17 protein-coding genes are annotated in these 19451 nt (G+C 43.1%); 12 read left to right on the top strand and 5 right to left on the bottom strand.

The window, feature by feature from the left end; translation table 11 throughout:
• Position 1: 1 nt before the first annotated feature.
• Positions 2 to 460 carry a GNAT family N-acetyltransferase gene (locus tag ACQY73_RS02170; protein WP_428660817.1) on the bottom strand — a complete coding sequence of 153 codons (459 nt, stop codon included), beginning with the start codon at positions 458 to 460 and terminating at the stop codon, positions 2 to 4.
• Positions 461 to 1505: 1045 nt separating this feature from the next.
• Positions 1506 to 2738 (bottom strand): DUF819 domain-containing protein, encoded by a 1233-nt coding sequence (locus tag ACQY73_RS02165; RefSeq protein WP_428660814.1) that lies wholly within the window; start codon positions 2736 to 2738, stop codon positions 1506 to 1508.
• Between the two features lie 634 nt (positions 2739 to 3372).
• On the opposite strand from ACQY73_RS02165, the gene ACQY73_RS02160 reads away from it, so the two are divergent.
• From ACQY73_RS02160 to ACQY73_RS02135, 6 genes are all read left to right on the top strand, one after another.
• Positions 3373 to 3861 (top strand): Lrp/AsnC ligand binding domain-containing protein, encoded by a 489-nt coding sequence (locus ACQY73_RS02160; RefSeq protein ID WP_428660811.1) that lies wholly within the window; start codon positions 3373 to 3375, stop codon positions 3859 to 3861.
• A gap of 230 nt (positions 3862 to 4091) precedes the next feature.
• On the top strand, positions 4092 to 5489 hold the full coding sequence (locus ACQY73_RS02155) for an MBL fold metallo-hydrolase RNA specificity domain-containing protein (protein ID WP_428660809.1): 1398 nt from the start codon (positions 4092 to 4094) through the stop codon (positions 5487 to 5489).
• A gap of 8 nt (positions 5490 to 5497) precedes the next feature.
• Positions 5498 to 6451 carry an acetyl-CoA carboxylase carboxyltransferase subunit alpha gene (locus tag ACQY73_RS02150; RefSeq protein ID WP_428660806.1) on the top strand — a complete coding sequence of 318 codons (954 nt, stop codon included), beginning with the start codon at positions 5498 to 5500 and terminating at the stop codon, positions 6449 to 6451.
• Positions 6452 to 6464: 13 nt separating this feature from the next.
• Positions 6465 to 7085, top strand: a complete 621-nt coding sequence (locus tag ACQY73_RS02145) for an HAD family hydrolase (protein ID WP_428660804.1) — start codon at positions 6465 to 6467, stop codon at positions 7083 to 7085.
• Between the two features lie 38 nt (positions 7086 to 7123).
• Positions 7124 to 8281, top strand: a complete 1158-nt coding sequence (locus ACQY73_RS02140) for a site-2 protease family protein (protein ID WP_428660801.1) — start codon at positions 7124 to 7126, stop codon at positions 8279 to 8281.
• 62 nt (positions 8282 to 8343) lie between these two features.
• Positions 8344 to 9501 (top strand): pyridoxal phosphate-dependent aminotransferase, encoded by a 1158-nt coding sequence (locus tag ACQY73_RS02135; protein WP_428660798.1) that lies wholly within the window; start codon positions 8344 to 8346, stop codon positions 9499 to 9501.
• On the opposite strand, the gene ACQY73_RS02130 is transcribed toward ACQY73_RS02135, so the two are convergent.
• Entirely contained in the window at positions 9491 to 10144 is a 654-nt protein-coding gene (locus ACQY73_RS02130; protein ID WP_428660795.1) for a hypothetical protein, read from the bottom strand. The two genes, ACQY73_RS02135 and ACQY73_RS02130, sit on opposite strands and share 11 nt — an antisense overlap.
• Before the next feature lie 325 nt (positions 10145 to 10469).
• On the opposite strand from ACQY73_RS02130, the gene ACQY73_RS02125 reads away from it, so the two are divergent.
• The 6 genes from ACQY73_RS02125 to ACQY73_RS02100 all read left to right on the top strand — a co-directional run bounded on the left by ACQY73_RS02125 (position 10470) and on the right by ACQY73_RS02100 (position 17250).
• Positions 10470 to 12710: an O-antigen ligase family protein gene (locus ACQY73_RS02125; RefSeq protein WP_428660792.1), complete on the top strand. Its 2241-nt coding sequence runs from the start codon at positions 10470 to 10472 to the stop codon at positions 12708 to 12710.
• Positions 12711 to 12830: 120 nt separating this feature from the next.
• Positions 12831 to 14108, top strand: coding sequence for a phosphopyruvate hydratase (gene eno / locus ACQY73_RS02120; protein WP_428660789.1), 1278 nt, complete (start codon positions 12831 to 12833; stop codon positions 14106 to 14108).
• A 14-nt stretch (positions 14109 to 14122) separates the two neighbouring features.
• A complete protein-coding gene (locus ACQY73_RS02115) occupies positions 14123 to 14488 on the top strand; it encodes a septum formation initiator family protein (RefSeq protein WP_428660787.1) in 366 nt (121 codons plus the stop codon).
• An 84-nt stretch (positions 14489 to 14572) separates the two neighbouring features.
• On the top strand, positions 14573 to 15064 hold the full coding sequence (locus tag ACQY73_RS02110) for a low molecular weight protein-tyrosine-phosphatase (RefSeq protein WP_428660784.1): 492 nt from the start codon (positions 14573 to 14575) through the stop codon (positions 15062 to 15064).
• Between the two features lie 16 nt (positions 15065 to 15080).
• Entirely contained in the window at positions 15081 to 16619 is a 1539-nt protein-coding gene (gene gpmI, locus ACQY73_RS02105; protein WP_428660781.1) for a 2,3-bisphosphoglycerate-independent phosphoglycerate mutase, read from the top strand.
• 67 nt (positions 16620 to 16686) lie between these two features.
• Complete coding sequence (locus tag ACQY73_RS02100; protein WP_428660778.1) at positions 16687 to 17250, top strand: hypothetical protein; 564 nt, start codon at positions 16687 to 16689, stop codon at positions 17248 to 17250.
• Between the two features lie 65 nt (positions 17251 to 17315).
• Here ACQY73_RS02100 and ACQY73_RS02095 read toward each other — a convergent pair whose 3' ends face one another.
• A complete protein-coding gene (locus ACQY73_RS02095) occupies positions 17316 to 18143 on the bottom strand; it encodes a lysophospholipid acyltransferase family protein (RefSeq protein ID WP_428660776.1) in 828 nt (275 codons plus the stop codon).
• 137 nt (positions 18144 to 18280) lie between these two features.
• Positions 18281 to 19054 (bottom strand): alpha/beta fold hydrolase, encoded by a 774-nt coding sequence (locus ACQY73_RS02090; RefSeq protein ID WP_428660773.1) that lies wholly within the window; start codon positions 19052 to 19054, stop codon positions 18281 to 18283.
• Positions 19055 to 19451: the final 397 nt, after the last annotated feature.

The following is a 19451-nucleotide window of genomic DNA, read 5'->3' as shown; positions in this document are numbered from 1 at the left end:
TTTACTCGCTTTTATCTTTGCTCAAAACATAGGTATAATCATAAAACTTCTCTCCCGATTTAATACCACCGGTTGCGGCAAACAATCTTTGTGCCGCCCAATTGTCAACGGCCGTACCAAGCCAGGCTTCAGTAACTCCATCACGAAACAGGCAAGCCTTCACGGTTTCTATCAAAAGGCGACCTACGCCTTTTTGCCGATGTTCAGGTACTACATCAATATCGTACAAATAAGCCATATCTCCCGAAGCATACAAAGAAGGAAATCGGTAGGCAAGCGTATACCCCACCACTTTGTCATTAATAAGTACAACCAATAGATAACTGCGATCATCCTCCAGAAGCCGCTCTAAGGTTTCAAACGTTGGACGCTCGTCAAGGTGATCGGAACTGTCAATGTGATTTTCGAGGAGATCTTCCAAAACAGCTTGATCATTTTTTTCAACTCTTTTAATTTCCATATATAAAATTGGGGGCTTCGGCTCCCTCTTTATAAAATCACTTATAAAAAAGGTTCTTTAAATAAAAAATACTGTTTTTTTGAAAGAAACAAATCGGACACCGGCACCTTATTATTGTCAGATTGAGCTTATGCATTAGTAATAATCTGGGCCAATGAAGCTCTATAAATCATATCCTTAAAAGTCATATTTATTATATACAAATGAATAAGTTCAAATAAATATGCGAATAATAACATTACTGTAAATCCTTTTTACTACAGGATATTATTTAAGCTCTATTAATGGCAAAAAACGTCAATACAACAAAATTGAAGTATTTTTAGTCAAAATTATACCTCTCTCATATAAGGCAAAAATCTGCTTTTTTTGAAAAAAATACGCTTGCAGAATGCCATATTTAATAGTAGCTTTGTAATATGTCCCCTAAAGGTAATTCTTATTACTGATTGAAGTACCCTTGAAAGTATCTCTAATACTCAAATTTATACCCTTTGTTTATTTAAAAAAATAAACGTATTGAGGCATAAAAATAAGCACAGATTTAACATTTTTTTACGCGAAGGGGGCAAGGTATTATTCTCAAAATCTCGAAATGTAAGCCCGGCATTGAGCCGAGTTTGGCTCAGTCATTTGTTTTAGGTAAAATCAGCGGATAACCGTGTTTTGAGAATTTCACGAAAGGCATCACTCATAAAAAGGCTATCTTATACCTATAACTTAAGTGAAAGCATCGTACTAAAATATTCCGTTCCTTAATTAATAGTAAACCGAACTCAACATTATGAATTCCTCAGTCCTAACCACTCCTAAAGAGCAGAAATGCCCTTATTGTAAATCCGTGGCCATTGACCGGCGGCGGCGCCCTTTTATCATACGAACTGCATTATTCTTTTTGCCTCTGAAGTACTATCGATGCGATCGCTGCCAGCGTCGCTTTTATTTGTTTGATTGACTATTAAAATACATCTTTTTCAGCATCCGATTCATTCTCGACTGAGAGTCGGTTATCGGGAGTAATCGACTCTTTTCATCAATTCATGCTTTAGGTCGCAATCCACTGCATCATCAACCCCGTCAAATACCCGCAGTAGGTTCCAAGCGCATACCCCAAAATAGCCAGCAAAACCCCTACCGGAGCCAGAGATGGGTGAAAAGCCGCTGCCACAACAGGAGCCGAAGCAGCCCCTCCTATATTGGCTTGTGAGCTTACTGCCGTAAAGAAAAAGGGAGCTTTTATAAGTTTCGCCGCTGCGAGCGTCACCACAACGTGCACCAACATCCAAATAATTCCAACTACAAAAAGGCCCGGATTTTCAGCAACCGCCACCAGATCCATTTTCATTCCGATAGTAGCTACCAATAAATACAAAAAAAGTGAGCCTATTTTGGACGCCCCTGCAAATTCCAATTTTCGTAAACGCGTAAAGGACAAGCCTATACCGATCAATGTTACAATCGCTACTACCCAAAAGAACGAAGAAGTCAGACTAAATTTTTCGAGGGAAGGATAATGGGTTTTTATCCATGGAACAATAGAATCAGCCATTAAATGTGCCAACCCGGTAGCACCGAAGCCAACCGCAGCAATAAGCATCAGATCATATAACGTAAAAATTCGTTGAGACACTTTCTGTTCATTATCCAAGCGTTCTCTTAACGTATCAATTGCCGAGGCGTCAGCGTTAAAACGGCGGTCGATACGCGCCGCAAACCCTGCTCCATAGATCAAAACCGCCATCCAGATCTCGGCCGTAATGACATCCACCGCAACAACCTGTGAAAACAACCGATCGCTGGGTTGAAAGACCTCTTTCAAGGCAGTTTGATTTGCGCCTCCCCCAATCCAACTGCCGGCGATGGTTGCCAATCCGCGCCATACCGCATCGGCACCTTCTCCTCCAACCACGGCCGGATCAATTATTTTCATAATCCCCATAGCAATGGGTCCTCCAAGCATAACACCCAGTGTACCTGCCAAAAACACAATAAGCGCTTTAGGCCCAAGTCTTATTACGGCCTTAAAATCCATTCCCAACGTGTAATACACCAGACAAGCCGGCAGAAAATACTGAGAAACGACCGAATAAAGCTTAGATTCTTCCGCCGAAATCACGCCAAAGGTATTGAGGACACCCGGAATAAAATAACATAGCAATAAGGGCGGAACAACGCCGTAGAATTTTTGCCAAAAGGAATGTTTGAGCGAAGCAGTATGAAAGATAAGTGCCAAAATAACGAACAAAAGACCAAGCACTGCCGCGTCGGAATGAATCATTGGAAAAGGCGTTAAGGTAAAAGGAGGTGCAAATCAACGGAATCTTTTACAGCATCCCAATCTTTGAGGGATTTGATAGGCACAAAAAAAACACACAGGCCTCAAAGTTGAGCCTGCGTGTCGCAATTACACTTCATCAACAAACTAAAAACCAAATAGTTTCTTTTTTAGAGCTCGTGTCAAAACGACACGTCACCTTATATTTTAAAAGGATAACAAGTGGAAATATAGATCATCCAACAAGCTATCCTTCAATACGATTCAGTCAGTAAGCACTGACAGATTTTCCTTGCTGTAGGAGGGGGATTCGAACCGCCCACGGTGCAGTTAGCCGCGATACAAAGTTTGGTGGTCTACCCCAGTCGACTAGAGTGCCGGCATTATATCGTGTTTGTCCTGTGGTCACCACCCCCGAGACAGGAGGGCATGGCTGCCAAGTTTCATCATCCTACAGTATAAAAGAACTTTATTCATTGCATCTACTCATTGAGCTGCGTCTTTGAATAAAATGACGATGCAAAATTAACAGAGTTTCTTATTTATTACAAATTTTCCATAAATATTTTTAAAAATTTTGATTTCTTTCAACAAAAAGGCATTTTTGTTGAAAGAAATCAAAATTTATCACTTCATCATGGACAAAAATTTAGAAATTGATAAAATTGACGCAACAGACCTTAAAATTCTTTCCATTTTACTGGACGACGCCCATCTTCCTTATACTGAAATCGGCAAACGAGTGCATGTATCGGGTGGTACAGTACACGTCAGAATGAAGAAACTGGAGCAGTTGGGTATTGTTAAAGGGGCTCAGCTCTTAGTAGATCAGACAAAATTGGGCTGGGATATCAGTGCATTTCTTGGAATTTACCTTGACAAAAGCTCTCTGTATGAAGAAGTAGCGGTACAACTCGAAAAGATCCCCGAAGTCGTCAACATTCATTATACAACGGGCATCTACAGTATTTTTGCCAAAATTGTATGCCGTGATACCCAACATCTTCGGCAGGTATTACACGATAAAATTCAAAAAGTAGGCGGCATCCAACGCACCGAAACATTTATATCTCTCGAAGAACGCATAGCCCGCTCAATTCCGTTGGATGAACCGCATAGCGCTTAGAATACAACCTCCTATAGTGATTCTTTTGTAGAAAACTGCTTCCCGGTATAACGGAAAAATACCAAAATTACGTAGTTTTTGATACATTTGCGTAATCCATTCTTCAATGCCTGCAATAATAGGCTCGTCCCGATTCGTTGAAGGATGTAACAAAACTCCCCATCGGGACCGGGGTATCTGACATATATGAATTAACGTTTTGGGGGGCCGCCCAACAAGTGACGGGTAGCATGTATCTTCTCGAATTAGATGATGATTATCGGATTTTGATTGATTGCGGGTCTGATTTTGAAAGCGGTGATCGAAAGCGTACTCCCCCGGAAAACAGCCCATTTCCGAATGCTCTGTTCCCGTTTGATGCTTCCATTATCAATTTAGTAATATTAACGCATGCTCATATTGACCATTCAGGCAATATCCCAAATCTATACCGTGACGGATACGAAGGTCAAGTACTATGTACCGATCCAACCTTTGGCTTGACCACTATTTTGCTGAAAGATGCGGCAATGCTGAATCAAAAACGCCTGAACGAGATCAATAGCGCAGACAGTCAAAAAAAATACCGAAAAGGGCGTAAAAAAAAGGAGCTACCCAAAGATCTGTACTTGGAAAAACAAGTCCGCGATGCACTTGAAAACTTCGTTCCCTTGGCATTTAATCGTCGTTTCAAAGTAGCCGATCAATGTTTTGTGACATTTATTCCGGCCGGGCATTTATTGGGTGCAGCGCATATTTTAGTGGAAGTGTGGGAAAATGGGCAGAAGAAAACCATTGGTTTTTCGGGAGACATTGGCCGCAAAGGCTACCCTCTACTGATAGACCCGGGCACGCTTCCTTCCGTAGATTATTTGGTGTGCGAAACTACCTATGGAAATCGTGTCCATGAAAAAAACGTGACTCCGGAAGCCGCTTTGGCCGATGTTATTCAGCGTACATGCGTAGATATTCCGGGGCGGCTCATTATCCCCTCTTTCAGCGTGGGACGAACGCAGGCATTGCTCTACACGCTCAACAAGCTTTACAACGATCACAACCTCCCTCCTATCAAAGTTTTTGCCGACAGTCCGTTGGCGTTTGAGAGTTCGCGGGTATACCAACGCAACATCAGAATGCTCAATCGAGAAGCCCGTGAATTTCAGGAAGAGAACGAATCGTTGTTTGATTTCGAAAATTTAATCTACATCGAAAAGACCGAAGCAAGCCGCACCATTTCCAATCATGCCGAGCCGTGCATCATCATTTCATCGTCAGGAATGATACAGGGTGGCCGCGTCGAATACCATGTGGCTCAGAACATTAGCAATCCTTATTGTACCATTTTACTCATCGGTTATTGCGCCGAAGGAACCCTCGGTTGGCGCCTCATGAACGGGCAAACCACGTTACGAATCAGAGGGAAAGACGAACAAGTATTGGCCAATATCGAAAAAATTGACGTATTTAGCGGCCACGGAGACCGCGACGACTTGATCGAATTTGTCCAAAAACAATCGCCCGACCACTTAAAAAGAGTATTCCTTGTTCATGGAGAAATGCCAAGCATGCTCACATTTAAGGAAACACTCGAATCAGTCGGTTACAAAAACATTGAGATTCCCCACAAGGGACAAACTTTTGAATTGTAAGTAACTCTATGCCAACTTATTTAGATTTTGAAAAACCGGTGGCTGACCTTGAATCCAAGCTTATAGAGCTCAAAAAACTGGCCGAAACTACGCAGGTAGACGTCTCGGAAGCCGTAGCCCGACTCGAAGACAGCATCATACAATTACGGCAGGATACTGCCCAAAACCTCACCCGATGGCAGCGCGTCCAACTCTCGCGCCACCCGGACCGTCCGTATACGCTTGATTACATTGAGCTGATGTGTGAGGAATTTATTGAACTCCACGGCGACCGCACGGTGCGCGATGACCCTGCAATGGTGGGGGGCTTCTGTAACATGGATGGCCAAACTGTGATGTTGATCGGTCAACAAAAAGGACGCAACACCAAACAACGCCAGCAGCGGAATTTTGGAATGGCCAATCCTGAAGGATACCGTAAAGCCCTGAGACTCATGCAATTGGCCGAAAAATTCAACAAGCCTATCGTTACATTGATCGATACTCCCGGTGCCTACCCGGGCCTGGAAGCCGAAGAACGTGGACAAGGTGAAGCCATTGCGCGCAACTTAAAGGAGATGTTCATGCTGAAAGTCCCGGTCGTTTGTGTTGTGATTGGGGAAGGCGCTTCAGGTGGTGCCCTTGGGATCGCCATCGGCGACCGCGTATTGATGCTTGAAAACACTTGGTATTCCGTCATTTCTCCCGAAAACTGCTCTACGATCCTGTGGCGCAGTTGGAACTTTAAAGAGCAGGCAGCCGAAGCTATGAAAATAACAGCCAAGGATATGCAAATGGCCCGTTTGGTGGATGGCATTGTGGAAGAGCCCCTCGGCGGAGCGCATTTAGACCATAAGATAATGGCTGAAACGCTGAAAAAGATCATTTTGGGACATCTTCATGATCTTCAAAAACTGACGCCCGAAGAACGTATCACTCAGCGGATCGACAAGTTTTGTTCGATGGGTGTTTTCAGTGAATAATGATTTAAGCGTTATGATCAAAAATATTATCTTCGATTTAGGAGATGTTATCCTTAACATTGATGTCCCGCGAGCCGCACATTCGTTTGCGGAGTTGAGCAATCAATCGTTGGAAGATGTACATTTGCTTATCCAACAAAATGACGTTTTTAAGAAGTTTGAAACGGGAAATTTAACACCTCATGCTTTTCGAAGTTTAATCCGTGAACTGTTCCAATCGTCTGATTGGAGCGACCATTCTATTGACACTGCCTGGAATTCACTGTTATTGGATATACCAATTGATCGTATTCAAAAAATTCAGGAATTGGCGCAAAAGGGATATCGTTTGTTTTTGCTTAGCAATACCAGCTCCATTCATATTGATGAGGTCAACGCCATTCTTTTTCGTACCGCGGCCATTGAAAATTTGGGTCATTTGTTTGAGAAGCTCTTTCTCTCGTACGAAATGGGGGTGATGAAACCGAGTCCGGACATTTATAAAAGTGTTTTGAGTATTGCAGGAATTGAGGCCGACGAGACCCTGTTTCTGGACGATAACCTCGACAATATCCGCGCCGCCGGCGAATGCGGTATTCATACCATTCACGTTCAAAAACCTACTTCAATTGTGGAGTATTTACGTGATTACTAGTACGTTGGCTTTTTTGTATTTTCACAAGTAAACATTTCATGAAGAATCAACGTACCCTTATTCTCCAAATAACTCTGTTCATTGTCACTTTGGCAACTACCTCATTGTCAGGAGCAGAGTGGATGTTTGGGCGCCCCTTCGATCTGCCTTTTTTTAAAATAGAAAACCCACTGGGTTGGAGTGAATTTTGGCAGGGATTTCGATTCTCCATTCCATTTTTAGGAATTTTAACTGTGCATGAATTCGGGCATTATTTTGCGGCAAAGCGTCACAACGTAAAAGTGACTCTTCCCTATTATATTCCATTGTGGTTGGGTATTGGCCAAACGATCGGTACATTAGGCGCTTTTATTCGCATCAAAGAATTTATCCGTTCTCGCGTAAAGTATTTTGACATTGGCATTGCCGGCCCACTGGCGGGCTTTGTGGTAGCACTTGGTGTTTTATGGTATGGATTTGCCACCCTTCCAACACTGGATTATATCTTTACGATTCACCCCGAATATCGAAAATTCGGAATGGGATTTGCCCGGGTAGTGTACGCGAATCAAAGTATGACAGGTAATATTTTGTTGGGAGATAATTTGCTGTTCTCCTTCTTCAAAAATGTCGTTGCCGACCCAACTCGCCTGCCACCTCCCCAGGAAATCATGCACTATCCGCTTATTCTGGCAGGATATCTGGCCTTATTTTTTACTTCTCTAAATCTGATTCCCATTGGCCAATTAGACGGTGGGCATGTATTATACGGGCTCATTGGCGGTAAAAATTTTAAAATAATTGCCCCGATCCTTTTCTTTATTTTTATCACCTACGCCGGCTTGGGCTCCTATCGTCCGGAAGAATTCGCCATTGTTGACAATATTGTTTTCTGGAAAACGATCGGCAAGTTGGGCCTCTATGCGTTATTTTTGCAGATATGCTTCAGTCGCATCTCCGACAAAAATCCCCTTACGAGCTGGATGTTGGCCTTGCTTTCCATTGCAGTGCAATTTACCATTTCAATTCTTTTTCCAACAGTGGACGGATACTCAGGATTTCTTGTGTTTGGATTCCTGCTGGGACGAGTTTTAGGAGTGTACCACCCTCCTACGGAAGATACTCAACCGCTAAATCGTACCCGACAAATCTTAGGTTGGTTGACTTTGCTTATCTTTGTGCTTTGTTTCAGTCCAAAGCCGTTCATTATATTGTAAAATGGGACATGAGAAGATAGGCCAAAGTGCATATCAAACTTCCACTGTCCAATGTCACCTCAATGATCATTTCGCTCGCTCAACGCGCCACCCAAGCGCAGGAATATTATTTCTCGGTCAAACTCGCCGAAGTTCGTAAACTCATGGCGGCGGGTCACGATGTCATAAATATGGGCATCGGCAACCCCGACCAAGCGCCTTCAGAAGCTACCATTCAAGCATTGTATCAGTCTGCTTTACAAGCCAATAGTCACGGGTATCAGGCATACAAAGGCATTCCGGCTTTTCGACAGGGCATTGTTCAATGGTATAAAAGAGTCTATGGCGTAACGTTGGACCCGGAGACCGAAATCCTCCCCCTGATCGGTTCTAAAGAAGGAATTACACACATCAGCATGACTTTTTTGGACGCCGGTGATGAAGTGCTGGTGCCGGAGTTAGGTTATCCCGCTTATAGAGCTGTCAGTCAAATGGTTGGCGCGAATGTCGTTGAATATCCTCTGCTCGAAAATCAGGGCTGGCAGCCCGACTGGGAAACAATGGAATCGTTGGTAAGTCCCAAGACCAAGCTCATGTGGCTGAATTATCCTCATATGCCTACGGGCGCTCCGGCCACGCATGAATTGTTTGAAAACGCCGTAAAGTTTGCCCATAAACATAAAATTCTGCTTTGCCACGACAACCCATATAGCCTGATTCTCAACCAGAAACCTCCCATCAGCCTCCTTTCCATTGAAGGTGCCAAAGAGGTGGCCATTGAACTTAACTCCATGTCTAAATCGCATAACATGGCGGGTTGGCGCGTGGGTTGGATGTCGGCGGCCAAACCCTATATTGATGCTGTTTTGACCATTAAAAGTAACGTGGACTCCGGCATGTTTATGGGAATCCAACAGGCCGCCGTGGCTGCTCTGCAAAACACCGACCAATGGCACATGGTCCAAAATGACATTTACCGCAGTCGCTTAGCGGCAGCAAAAGCCTTTTTGGATGCGTTGGATTGCACCTACGACGAAAGCCAGGAGGGTATGTTTCTGTGGGCTAAACTTCCCGAATCGATCCCTTCCGCTGAACAGATCGTGGATGAATTGCTGTACCGAAAATACATTTTCATTGCTCCCGGCTTCATTTTCGGACCAAAAGGACAGCGTTATATTCGCTTGTCACTGTGCATGCCGGCCGAACGAATTTGGCAGGCCGTCCAACGACTTAAAGCGTAATCTCATCGGTGGTCTGTATTTTTTCAAACGGAAGTTGTCTTTCTCGCCATTCCTCTTCAAGTGCATTGTAGAAAAGCAGTACGCGCAACCAGCTTTCGATTCCGTTATCTAAATTGTTACGGGTTTTAAATAAATCAAGTTTGCTGCGCCAACGGCCGGTCTTTTGGCGGTACGTTTTTTTTAGAAAATGTTCCATTGAGCACAGATAAAGCCCATCGTGAACATAGTAACGAAAGACACTATGCTGGATCGGCTCATCGGGGAAATAATTATAGATCGGTCCAAAAGAACCCTTAGGCCGATTTCTTAAACACCTTTGTACTTCAACGGCTCCTTCTATAACAATCTCTACAATTGCCTCTCTGCCACTATCAGGCAATACGCTCGTTTTAAAACGTCGTAAAAATTTCCGTCGAATATCCTGAAAATGAAAGGATTGAATTTGGGCTGAATTATAGGCTTTAAGGGTTCCATCGCCCATTTTTAAGGATACAACCTCTGCATCGGAAGCAAAAACCAGCTCGCCTGCCAGCCGTTCGCCGTCGGCGAGTATTATCTCTCCTTTTGACCACGGCTCTTTCCATTGGGCCTGCGCAGACAATACCACCCACGCCAAGCCGATACTTAGTAAAAAAATTTTCATGATGTAACTAATAATGTGGTGTATATAATACTATTATTCCAAGAATAGTTATTAAAAAGCCTTTACAAAGATTTTCTATAACAATCTTTTATACCAAATATAACAACATTATCAAAACAAACAATATGTATTTTTTATTTTTTAAGTATATTATTTGTTTTTAATAACATTATCACCTAATAATACAATTGCATTATTTAAATATGATTTCTTTCTAAAAAAAGTAATCGTTAAAAGCGTTTATTTTCTTTATACAGCCATTTAAATTGCTTTAATTTGTATACTCACTTAGCGCTTCTCAACGATTACTTTCCGTTTGAATTCCATGTATGAAGTAATAAATAAAGCTCCGCTCAAAGTGCCTTCAACTTCATGGTCAACATTACTACCGATTGTAATGGTAGCTACTTTGCCTTTAATTCACTCTAAAACGGCCATTTACGGAACAATCGTCCACAGAACGTTATTTTTCTGGGCCATTGTTGATGCAATGATGCTGATAATGTGCCTGCGTTGGAAGAGCAAGACCATTGCTATAGACAAATCGCCATTAACAATCAGTATTTTGCTGTATACAGTCATTGTATTGATAGCTGATCTGGCGGGAGAAGATGTACGACTCAATCTGCTTTCCAATTTTGAACGAATGATGGGCTTTGTCAATCTTATACATCTCGTCGGGTTCTACTTTTTTTTCAGTCAAGTCCGGTTCAACCGGAAACAATGGGTCTATTTCGTTATAGTACTCACGCTTACAGGCGTTTATATGTGTCTTTTTGGTTTACTTGAACAAAATAGGTTTGCGGATAAACGAATTCAGTCTCTTTTATCCAATCCCATGCATTTATCGGGCTATTTACTTACGCTCTTTTTTATACTTCTGTTAGCTGCCGAGCCTATCGCTCTTACTTTTCGCTCACGGCTTTCTAAAGTGGGGCTTACAGGTCTTATTTCAACGATTTTTCTGCTTATTTATACCCTTTTTCTAACCAAGACCCGTTCGGGCGTTCTTGCCTTAGGAGTTGGCGTTTTTGTCACGGTCATTGCATCCGTTGTGCAGTATAAATCAAATCGCAACCGGCTCGTCGCTGTAATGGCAATATGTTTATTGATTCCCGTAATTTTATACATGCAACGAGAGGCTCCATGGGTCCAAAACAACGAAATATTGAATCGAGCCACCGATCTGAGTATCAACTCAAAAACCGTTGGTACGCGGCTTAACTTGTGGAAAATGGCCTTGGGAGGAATCAACGACCGTCCTGTTTTTGGATGGGGGCAGGAATCCTTTCCCTATTTTTACGTAAAACATTATACTCCCAATTTACACGGGGCCGGTTTTTGGTACGATAGCTCCCACAACTTTATTTTAGATAAACTTATTCAAACAGGTTGGGCAGGATTACTCGCTTATTTGTCCGTAATAGCCGCTTTTTTCTATGTCGTTTGGCAAAGCAGCGTATCTAAGTGGCAAAAAAGTGTATTAAGTGGGTATTTAACGGCTTATGTATTTTTTCTGTCGTTTGGGTTTGACAGTTTGGTGAGCCTTATTGGGTTCTTTGGTCTGGCAGCTTATGTAACGCAAAATACGACCGGGGGCTTTTACATCAGTTCAACATTCAGTTCAACAACTGTTATTAAATTAATCGTTTCAGGAGTAATTCTATGTGCTTTTTGGCAGTTTGTGGCAGTAAGTTTTATTACCAACCGACAAATAACGAGTGCATATAACCAAAATGAAATCGAAGCAATGATCTCCCAACATGAGCAAGCCTATCAACAGGCATTTATTGGGAAATATGACGTCGCGATCCAGTATGCACTCAAACATGATCAGGTGTTTCAAAGCGGCTTACCCATAGATTCCAAAAACAGGTATGCTCAATCAGCCAACTCCATGCTGGCCAACGCCTTGCACAACCATCCGGACAACCCCGTTTTATTATCTCAATCAGGTTTTGTACAATTTTCGGGAATCAGTCACTCGTTGGGCATCGAAACCTACCGAAAGCTGGCTATGATAGCCCCCAAAAGACAGGTAAATCTGCTTGATCTGGGTATTTTTTATCTTCAGGATAACCAATTTGATCAAGCATTGGCCATTTTTGATCAGGTTGAGAGACTTGATACCGCCTATCAAGTACCCGTCATTTATAAAGCTTATCTCTTAATGAAGCAAAATAAGGTCTTAGAAAGTATTCGGCTTTTAAAAACCGTGAATGTAAGCGTTTGGGTAGATTACCTGCATGTGCTTAGGGTTATGTTTGGTGAGACAAACCATTTGAAAGAATTGGCGGACTTCATTAACCAAACCTCTTTCGATGATCGTATCGTTTTCAAACAAAACACCTATTTAACGTGGGCTCAGATCGGAGCAGCGTTAAATGATAAAGTGCAGATCCGGACGGCTTATAACAGCTATGCAAATCATTTTTTAAAGAATCATACCCTTAAAAATGAACAGGAGTTAATTCAGGAATGCGTCAGTCTGGGTATACAGGCGAGTGAAGGGAAAATTCCCGTTGAAACAATGACGCAGTATTTTGATTATTTCCCAAGTCAATAACAAGGCTGTAAGCTTGAAAAGCGCCGCATAAAAAGTAATTTCTTTCAATGCCCTGTATTTTTTATTTACTTTGTGCTTAATTTTTCAAACCAATAATTTATTAACAAAACCTACCTGCAAATGAGTACAATTCAATCGGTACATGCTCGGCAAATCCTTGATTCACGCGGTAATCCCACAGTTGAAGTGGATGTTCGCACCGAAAATGGTTTCTTAGGCCGCGCGGCGGTTCCTTCAGGTGCTTCTACAGGCGTACACGAGGCTGTCGAACTCCGTGACGATGATAAAAGTGTATATCTGGGGAAAGGTGTTTTGAAAGCTGTTCAAAACGTCAATGAACTCATCTATCCCGAACTTTTGGGTCTTTCTATTTATGAGCAAAATCTGATCGATAAGATCATGATCGAATTGGATGGCACTTCCAACAAAGGAAAATTGGGTGCCAACGCTATTTTGGGCGTTTCTTTGGCGGTAGCCAAAGCAGCGGCGCAGGAAGCCGGCATGTCGCTTTTCCGTTACATTGGCGGCGTAAATGCCAATACGCTCCCGGTTCCGATGATGAACATCATGAACGGTGGTGCACACGCCGACAATGCCATTGATTTTCAGGAATTTATGGTCATGCCGGTCAAAGCGGAAAGCTTCTCGCAATCATTGCGTATGGGTACCGAAGTTTTCCACGCACTGAAAGGTGTGTTGAAATCAAAAGGATATTCAACCAACGTAGGGGATGAAGGTGGTTTTGCTCCTAACATCCAATCCAATGTTGAAGCCCTTGAAACCATCTTGATCGCTATCGAAAAAGCAGGTTACAAACCGGGCGAAGACATTTTCATCGCTATGGATGCCGCCGTTTCTGAACTTTGGAACGAAGAAAAAGGACGCTATGTGTTCAAGAAATCAAGCAAAGAAGAATTGACTTCGGCACAAATGGCTGATTTCTGGACGGATTGGGTCAACAAATATCCAATTATCTCCATCGAAGACGGTATGGCCGAAGACGATTGGGCAGGTTGGAAATTGCACACCGACGCCATTGGCAAAAGATGCCAGCTCGTAGGTGACGATTTATTTGTAACCAACGTAAAACGTTTGCAAATGGGTATCGAACAAGGTGTTGCCAACGCAGTTTTGGTCAAAGTAAACCAGATCGGTTCCTTGACCGAAACCATCGATACCGTAAATCTTGCCAAACGCAACAGCTACAAAAATATCATGTCGCACCGTTCGGGCGAGACCGAAGACAGCACCATCGCTGACTTGGCCGTTGCACTCAACACGGGACAGATCAAAACGGGTTCTGCGTCACGTTCTGACCGGATGGCTAAATACAATCAATTGCTTCGTATCGAAGAAGAATTGGGCGAAACAGCTTATTTCCCGGGATTGAAATTCTAATTTTCAAACCATGAATGAGTGAATACAGTAATGGTTCACTCATTCATTATTTCCCCTTGCTACGCATGAACTTTCTGTCACGCTTCCGCTTTTTCAAAAATTTCTATGTACTCAGTTCGATAGGTCTATTGGCTTGGCTGCTTTTGTTTGAGTTGAACAGTATTCCTGACCAACTCAAAAATTGGTGGAAATTACAGCGATTGGAAGACCAGAAAGAATATTATGTGGAGCAAATTGAATTATTGAAAAAAGAACAGGCATCAACGCTGGGCAATGATAAACTCATGGAGAAGTATGCCCGTGAGAAATATTTCATGAAAAAAGACAGCGAAGAAGTATTTGTTTTGGTGGATGAAAAAGGGGAACCTTTTGAGAAGTAATAATAAGGTATGAGAAGATAGTAGCGAGGAGTCAGCAGATCACTGCTCCCTATTCACTACACCGTACTGACTCCTATCCCTCTTATGATCAACGTTTTATTTGTTTGCCTTGGCAATATTTGCCGCTCTCCCCTTGCCGAAGGCGCTTTCAGAGAATTGGTAGCTCATCGTGGGCTGACAGAGAAGATCACCTGCGATTCGGCGGGTACGCACGGCTATCATATCGGTGCCCTACCTGACCGCCGCGCTCGCCGCGTAGCGGCCGATTATGGCATTCAACTTTCCCACTGTGCCCGTAAATTATGCAGCGACGATTTTGCCAATTTTGACTACATCGTGGCGATGGATGAGTCCAACCTTGAACATATCCAAACGCAGAGTTATCGCTCCACCGGCTTCTATCCCGAAGAAGGCCGTATTTTCAGTTTCCGCGATTTTGATCACCAAGCCGATGGGAACGGTGTTCCTGACCCTTATTACGAAGACATAGCAGCCTTTGAGAATGTATACCAAATCGTGACCCGATGCGGGGAGCAGTTTTTGGAATACTTGATCAAAGAGCATAATTTAGTGTAAATTTCAACCCACAACAATGACTCAAAAAGTAATATTAATAATCATGGATGGCTGGGGTATCGCCAAAGTTGGTGAAGAAAACCGTTCTGCCGTCATCGCTGCGAATACGCCTTTTTACGACCGCATTTTAGAACAATATCCTCATAGCAAATTGGAAGCCAGCGGTTTAGCTGTCGGGTTACCCGATGGTCAAATGGGCAACTCTGAAGTTGGACATACCAACCTCGGCGCAGGTCGGGTTGTGTATCAGGATCTGGTAAAGATCAATTTGGCCGTTGAAACAGGTACGTTGGCTCAGGAACCCAGCTTGGTAGAGGCGTTCAATTATGCCAAAAACAGCGGCAAAAAAGTGCATTTTATTGGCTTGGTTTCCGATGGTGGTGTTCACTCCCACATCAACCACTTGAAAGGACTCTGTACCTTTGCCCACGATTTTGGTTTGACCGACGTATACGTTCACGCGTTTACCGATGGCCGCGACTGTGACCCTAAAAGTGGTCTTGGCTTTTTGACCGATCTGGAAAACCATTTGTCTCAAACCACGGGTAAAATCGCCGGCGTTACGGGCCGTTTTTACGCAATGGATCGCGATAAACGTTGGGAGCGCGTGGCAAAAGCGTACAATGGAATGGTGCATGGTGTAGGTCAGGCGGCAAAAAGCAATGAAGAAATACTTTCGTTGATCCAAGCGTCTTACGATGCCAATATTACGGATGAATTTATTGAGCCTATCGTAGCCGTAAAAGAAGACGGGTCACCCGTTGCCACCATTGCCGAAGGAGACGTAGTGCTTTGTTTCAACTTCCGCACCGACCGCGGTCGTGAGATCACGGAAATGCTTACGCAGCAGGATTTTCCGGAACAAGGCACGCAAAAACTGAATTTGTATTACCTTACCATGACCAACTACGATGACGCGTTTGTGGGCGTGAAGGTCATTTATGATAAAGATAATCTCGAAAATACGCTCGGAGAAGTAGTGTCGAAAGCGGGCAAAACGCAAATTCGCATTGCCGAAACCGAAAAATATCCGCACGTTACGTTCTTCTTTTCAGGCGGGCGTGAAATTCCTTTTGACGGCGAAAAACGGCTTTTGTGCCCTTCGCCCAAGGATGTTAAAACGTATGACCTGAAACCTGAAATGGCGGCGTATGATATTCGCAATGCCATTGTTCCCGAAATTGAAGCAGAAACGGCCGATTTTATTTGTCTCAATTTCGCCAACCCCGACATGGTTGGGCATACAGGCGTTTTTGAAGCAGTAGTCAAAGCCTGCGAAACCGTTGACCAATGTACCGAAGCCGTTGCTACGGCAGGTATGGCGCACGGATATACTTCCATCATCATTGCCGACCACGGAAACTCGGACTACATGCGCAACGACGACGGAACACCCAATACTGCACACAGCACCAATTTGGTTCCCTGCGTATTCGTAGGAAATGAGTACAAAGGCCAACCGAAAGACGGAAAGCTGGCCGACATTGCACCCACTATTTTGGCGTTGATGGGTGTGCCTCAGCCTATCGAAATGACGGGCATTAGTTTGTTGTAATTCGAGTACTGTTTTCGGCAGAACTTTTTAAATGCTTCTTGGGTTAACTCCAAGAAGCATTTTTTGTATGAAACACATTTTTCTGATAGTTCTCAGCCTTGGTTTATTAGTAAACTGCACCAATCCGACAGACACCACAACTGTTGGTTCCTACTTTGACCTTAAAGGATTTATTGAAACACAGATCACCGAACTGAATAAACGTAAGCCTTTGGTAAACAAAGAAATGGCGCTGGGTGAGGAGAAAGAAAATAAACAAACTACCGAAATTGACTGGCGACAGGAGCTTGAATTGTTCATTCAGGCAGACCTCAATAAAAAAGCCTACCAACTCAGCTATACCATTGCTCAACCAACTTCGACTACGTATGTATATACCTTGAAAAACGGCGAAAAATTACCCGTAAAATCACTGAAAATCGTAGTGGATGAAGTTTCAAAACAGCCCAAATTGATCGAGGCGTTATTGCAGGAAGAAAATAGATTATACGATTCCGAAAAAAAGCTGCAACTCACCTGCACTATGCGCCCGGAAGGTATCTGGCTCGTCAAAACCTATGAGATCAGCGGTTTTCAGCATTTATCCATTACGGATAAGAAAACGTTTTCGGTCAAAGGAATGATCAATTAGTAAGACAGGTCACGAGTTCTTCATAAACTTATCTTAACTATCATACCAATCTGCGTTCTATAAATTCACTCACCTTCCTTCTTCATCCAAACCATTTTTTCGGGCACATCCTGTTCGATTTCCTTACGAACCCATTCCACGATCTCTTCTACGCTCATGGAATCATCAAATTTTATGGGAGCCTTGAATCGTATGCTCAGCGTAGTGTTGCGCTTTTTGAATCGCAGCCCTTTTTTATCAAACGCCCGGCGAAATCCATTGATGACCACCGGCACCACAATCGGTTGATTTTCCAGCACTAAGTGCCCCGTTCCTTTACGGATCGGCGCATACGGGCTTGTTGTTCCCTGCGGGAAGCTCACTACCCAACCGTGATCCAATGCCTCTGACACTTTGTTTCCCGCCGACGTATCGCGTTCACGTTTTACATTCTGTCCTTCAGCTCGCCACGAGCGCTCAACCGTCAAGGCTCCTCCCAAACCAAATAATTTAGGAACAATACCTGCTTTCATGGTTTCGCTTGCGGCTACGTAATAACTCCGCGCCCGAGGAGCCAACAAATAAAGCGGGGGCACGATCGTACTTTTGAAACCCCATTTTACACTGGAAAAAATATGATAGAACGAAATAACGTCGGCAAAATAGGTCTGGTGATTGGATAAGAAAAGGACACCGTTTTCAGGAAGGTCTTCCAGGTATTCGATTCCTTCGATGGTGGTTTTGTTAACTACCGTAAAACGCCAATACGTAAACCAGCCGATAGCCGAAATCATTATGCGTTTGATAAGCAGAGAATTGCCAAATGGGTCGCGTTCAAGCAGCCCCAAGAAGTCGAGCCAAGCGAGCCATTTAGGAAGATAACTAAACCGAGTAAGGGGTCGGTTGGAGGTCATAATTGCGGGATTGATACTTTCAACTGTGTAAAAGTAATAGAAGCCCGTAAATTTGCAAGAAAAAGCAGGGTTTCAATTGCCAACGATCGAAGAGCAATCTTTAAAAGTGAATTAAAAATTATTCTTCGACCGGTTTGTTATGCTAATTCAGGAATAGCATGCTTCACCAGAAATTGGTCAAGTAACTCATTAAAGCGATCAGGATGCTCCATCATGGGCGCATGGCAACATTTATCAATGAAGTACAATTCGGAATTGGAGATCAGGCGATTGAATTCATGGCCGACGTGCGGCGGCGTGATCGTATCGTTCAGCCCCCAAACCAACAAGGTAGGCGCTTCGATCTTGTGCAACTCTTTTGCTACGTTATTACGTTGTGCCGATTTGGCTATCCCCACAATGCTCATGCATTTAGGAATGCTTGAGGTTGTCTCAAATACTTCGTCGATCAACTCTTTGGTAGCTACTTTTGGGTCGTAAAAAGTATACGCAACACGTTCAGAAATATACTCATAACTCCCTCTTTTAGGATATGAACCTCCCATGCCGTTCTCAAACAAACCTGAGCTACCCGTCAACACCAATCGTTTCACCTGTTCAGGGTGCGTCAGGATGTACAGAATTGCAATATGCCCTCCCAATGAGTTACCGATAAGGGTCATATCTTTCAATTGCTTTGCCGCAACAAATCCCTCCGTAAAAGCAACCAATGCTTCCAGGCCCGCTTCACGGGGATTCATTTCATAAATGGGTAACATCGGGATTATGATGCGGTAATCCTTTTTGAAATAATTAATTACTCCGTCCCAGTTGCTCAATGCACCAAACAAACCGTGCAACAGCAACAGCACCTCTCCTTGTCCTTCATCAATATAGCGATAGCCATCAGATTCTTTTACCAAGTAGCTCATAATCAAGGAATAAGTTTTGTAAATATGGGATAAATCAAAGGGAAAATTAAAGTTTTCTATTGCTTTTTAATTGCCCTACGCACAAATATAATAAATTCCAATTCAACCTTTATATAAAATTTTCGTTAAACAGGAAATAATACCACACTTTCTAAACGAAAGTCAAATTTTACAACTATTTGTAAATAAAGCCTTTAAAGGCAATATTCAATCTATAGGCCGCCTACATTAAAATTGTACTTTTTTGATTCGTTAACTCAAAAAAATTATATTGTCTACCTAACTTACAGATTTACAGTCCGGTTTAGCCGTATACCAGACCCGATTTTCCTTTCTTCTACGATTAAAAACAAGTTCTGCCGGCTTTTATTGCCCTTTATCGGCCTAAACCTGCCTA

The sequence above is a fragment of the Runella sp. genome (genome assembly GCF_965279615.1).
GTDB lineage: Bacteria > Bacteroidota > Bacteroidia > Cytophagales > Spirosomataceae > Runella.
This window is presented reverse-complemented; position numbering and strand designations above follow the sequence as displayed.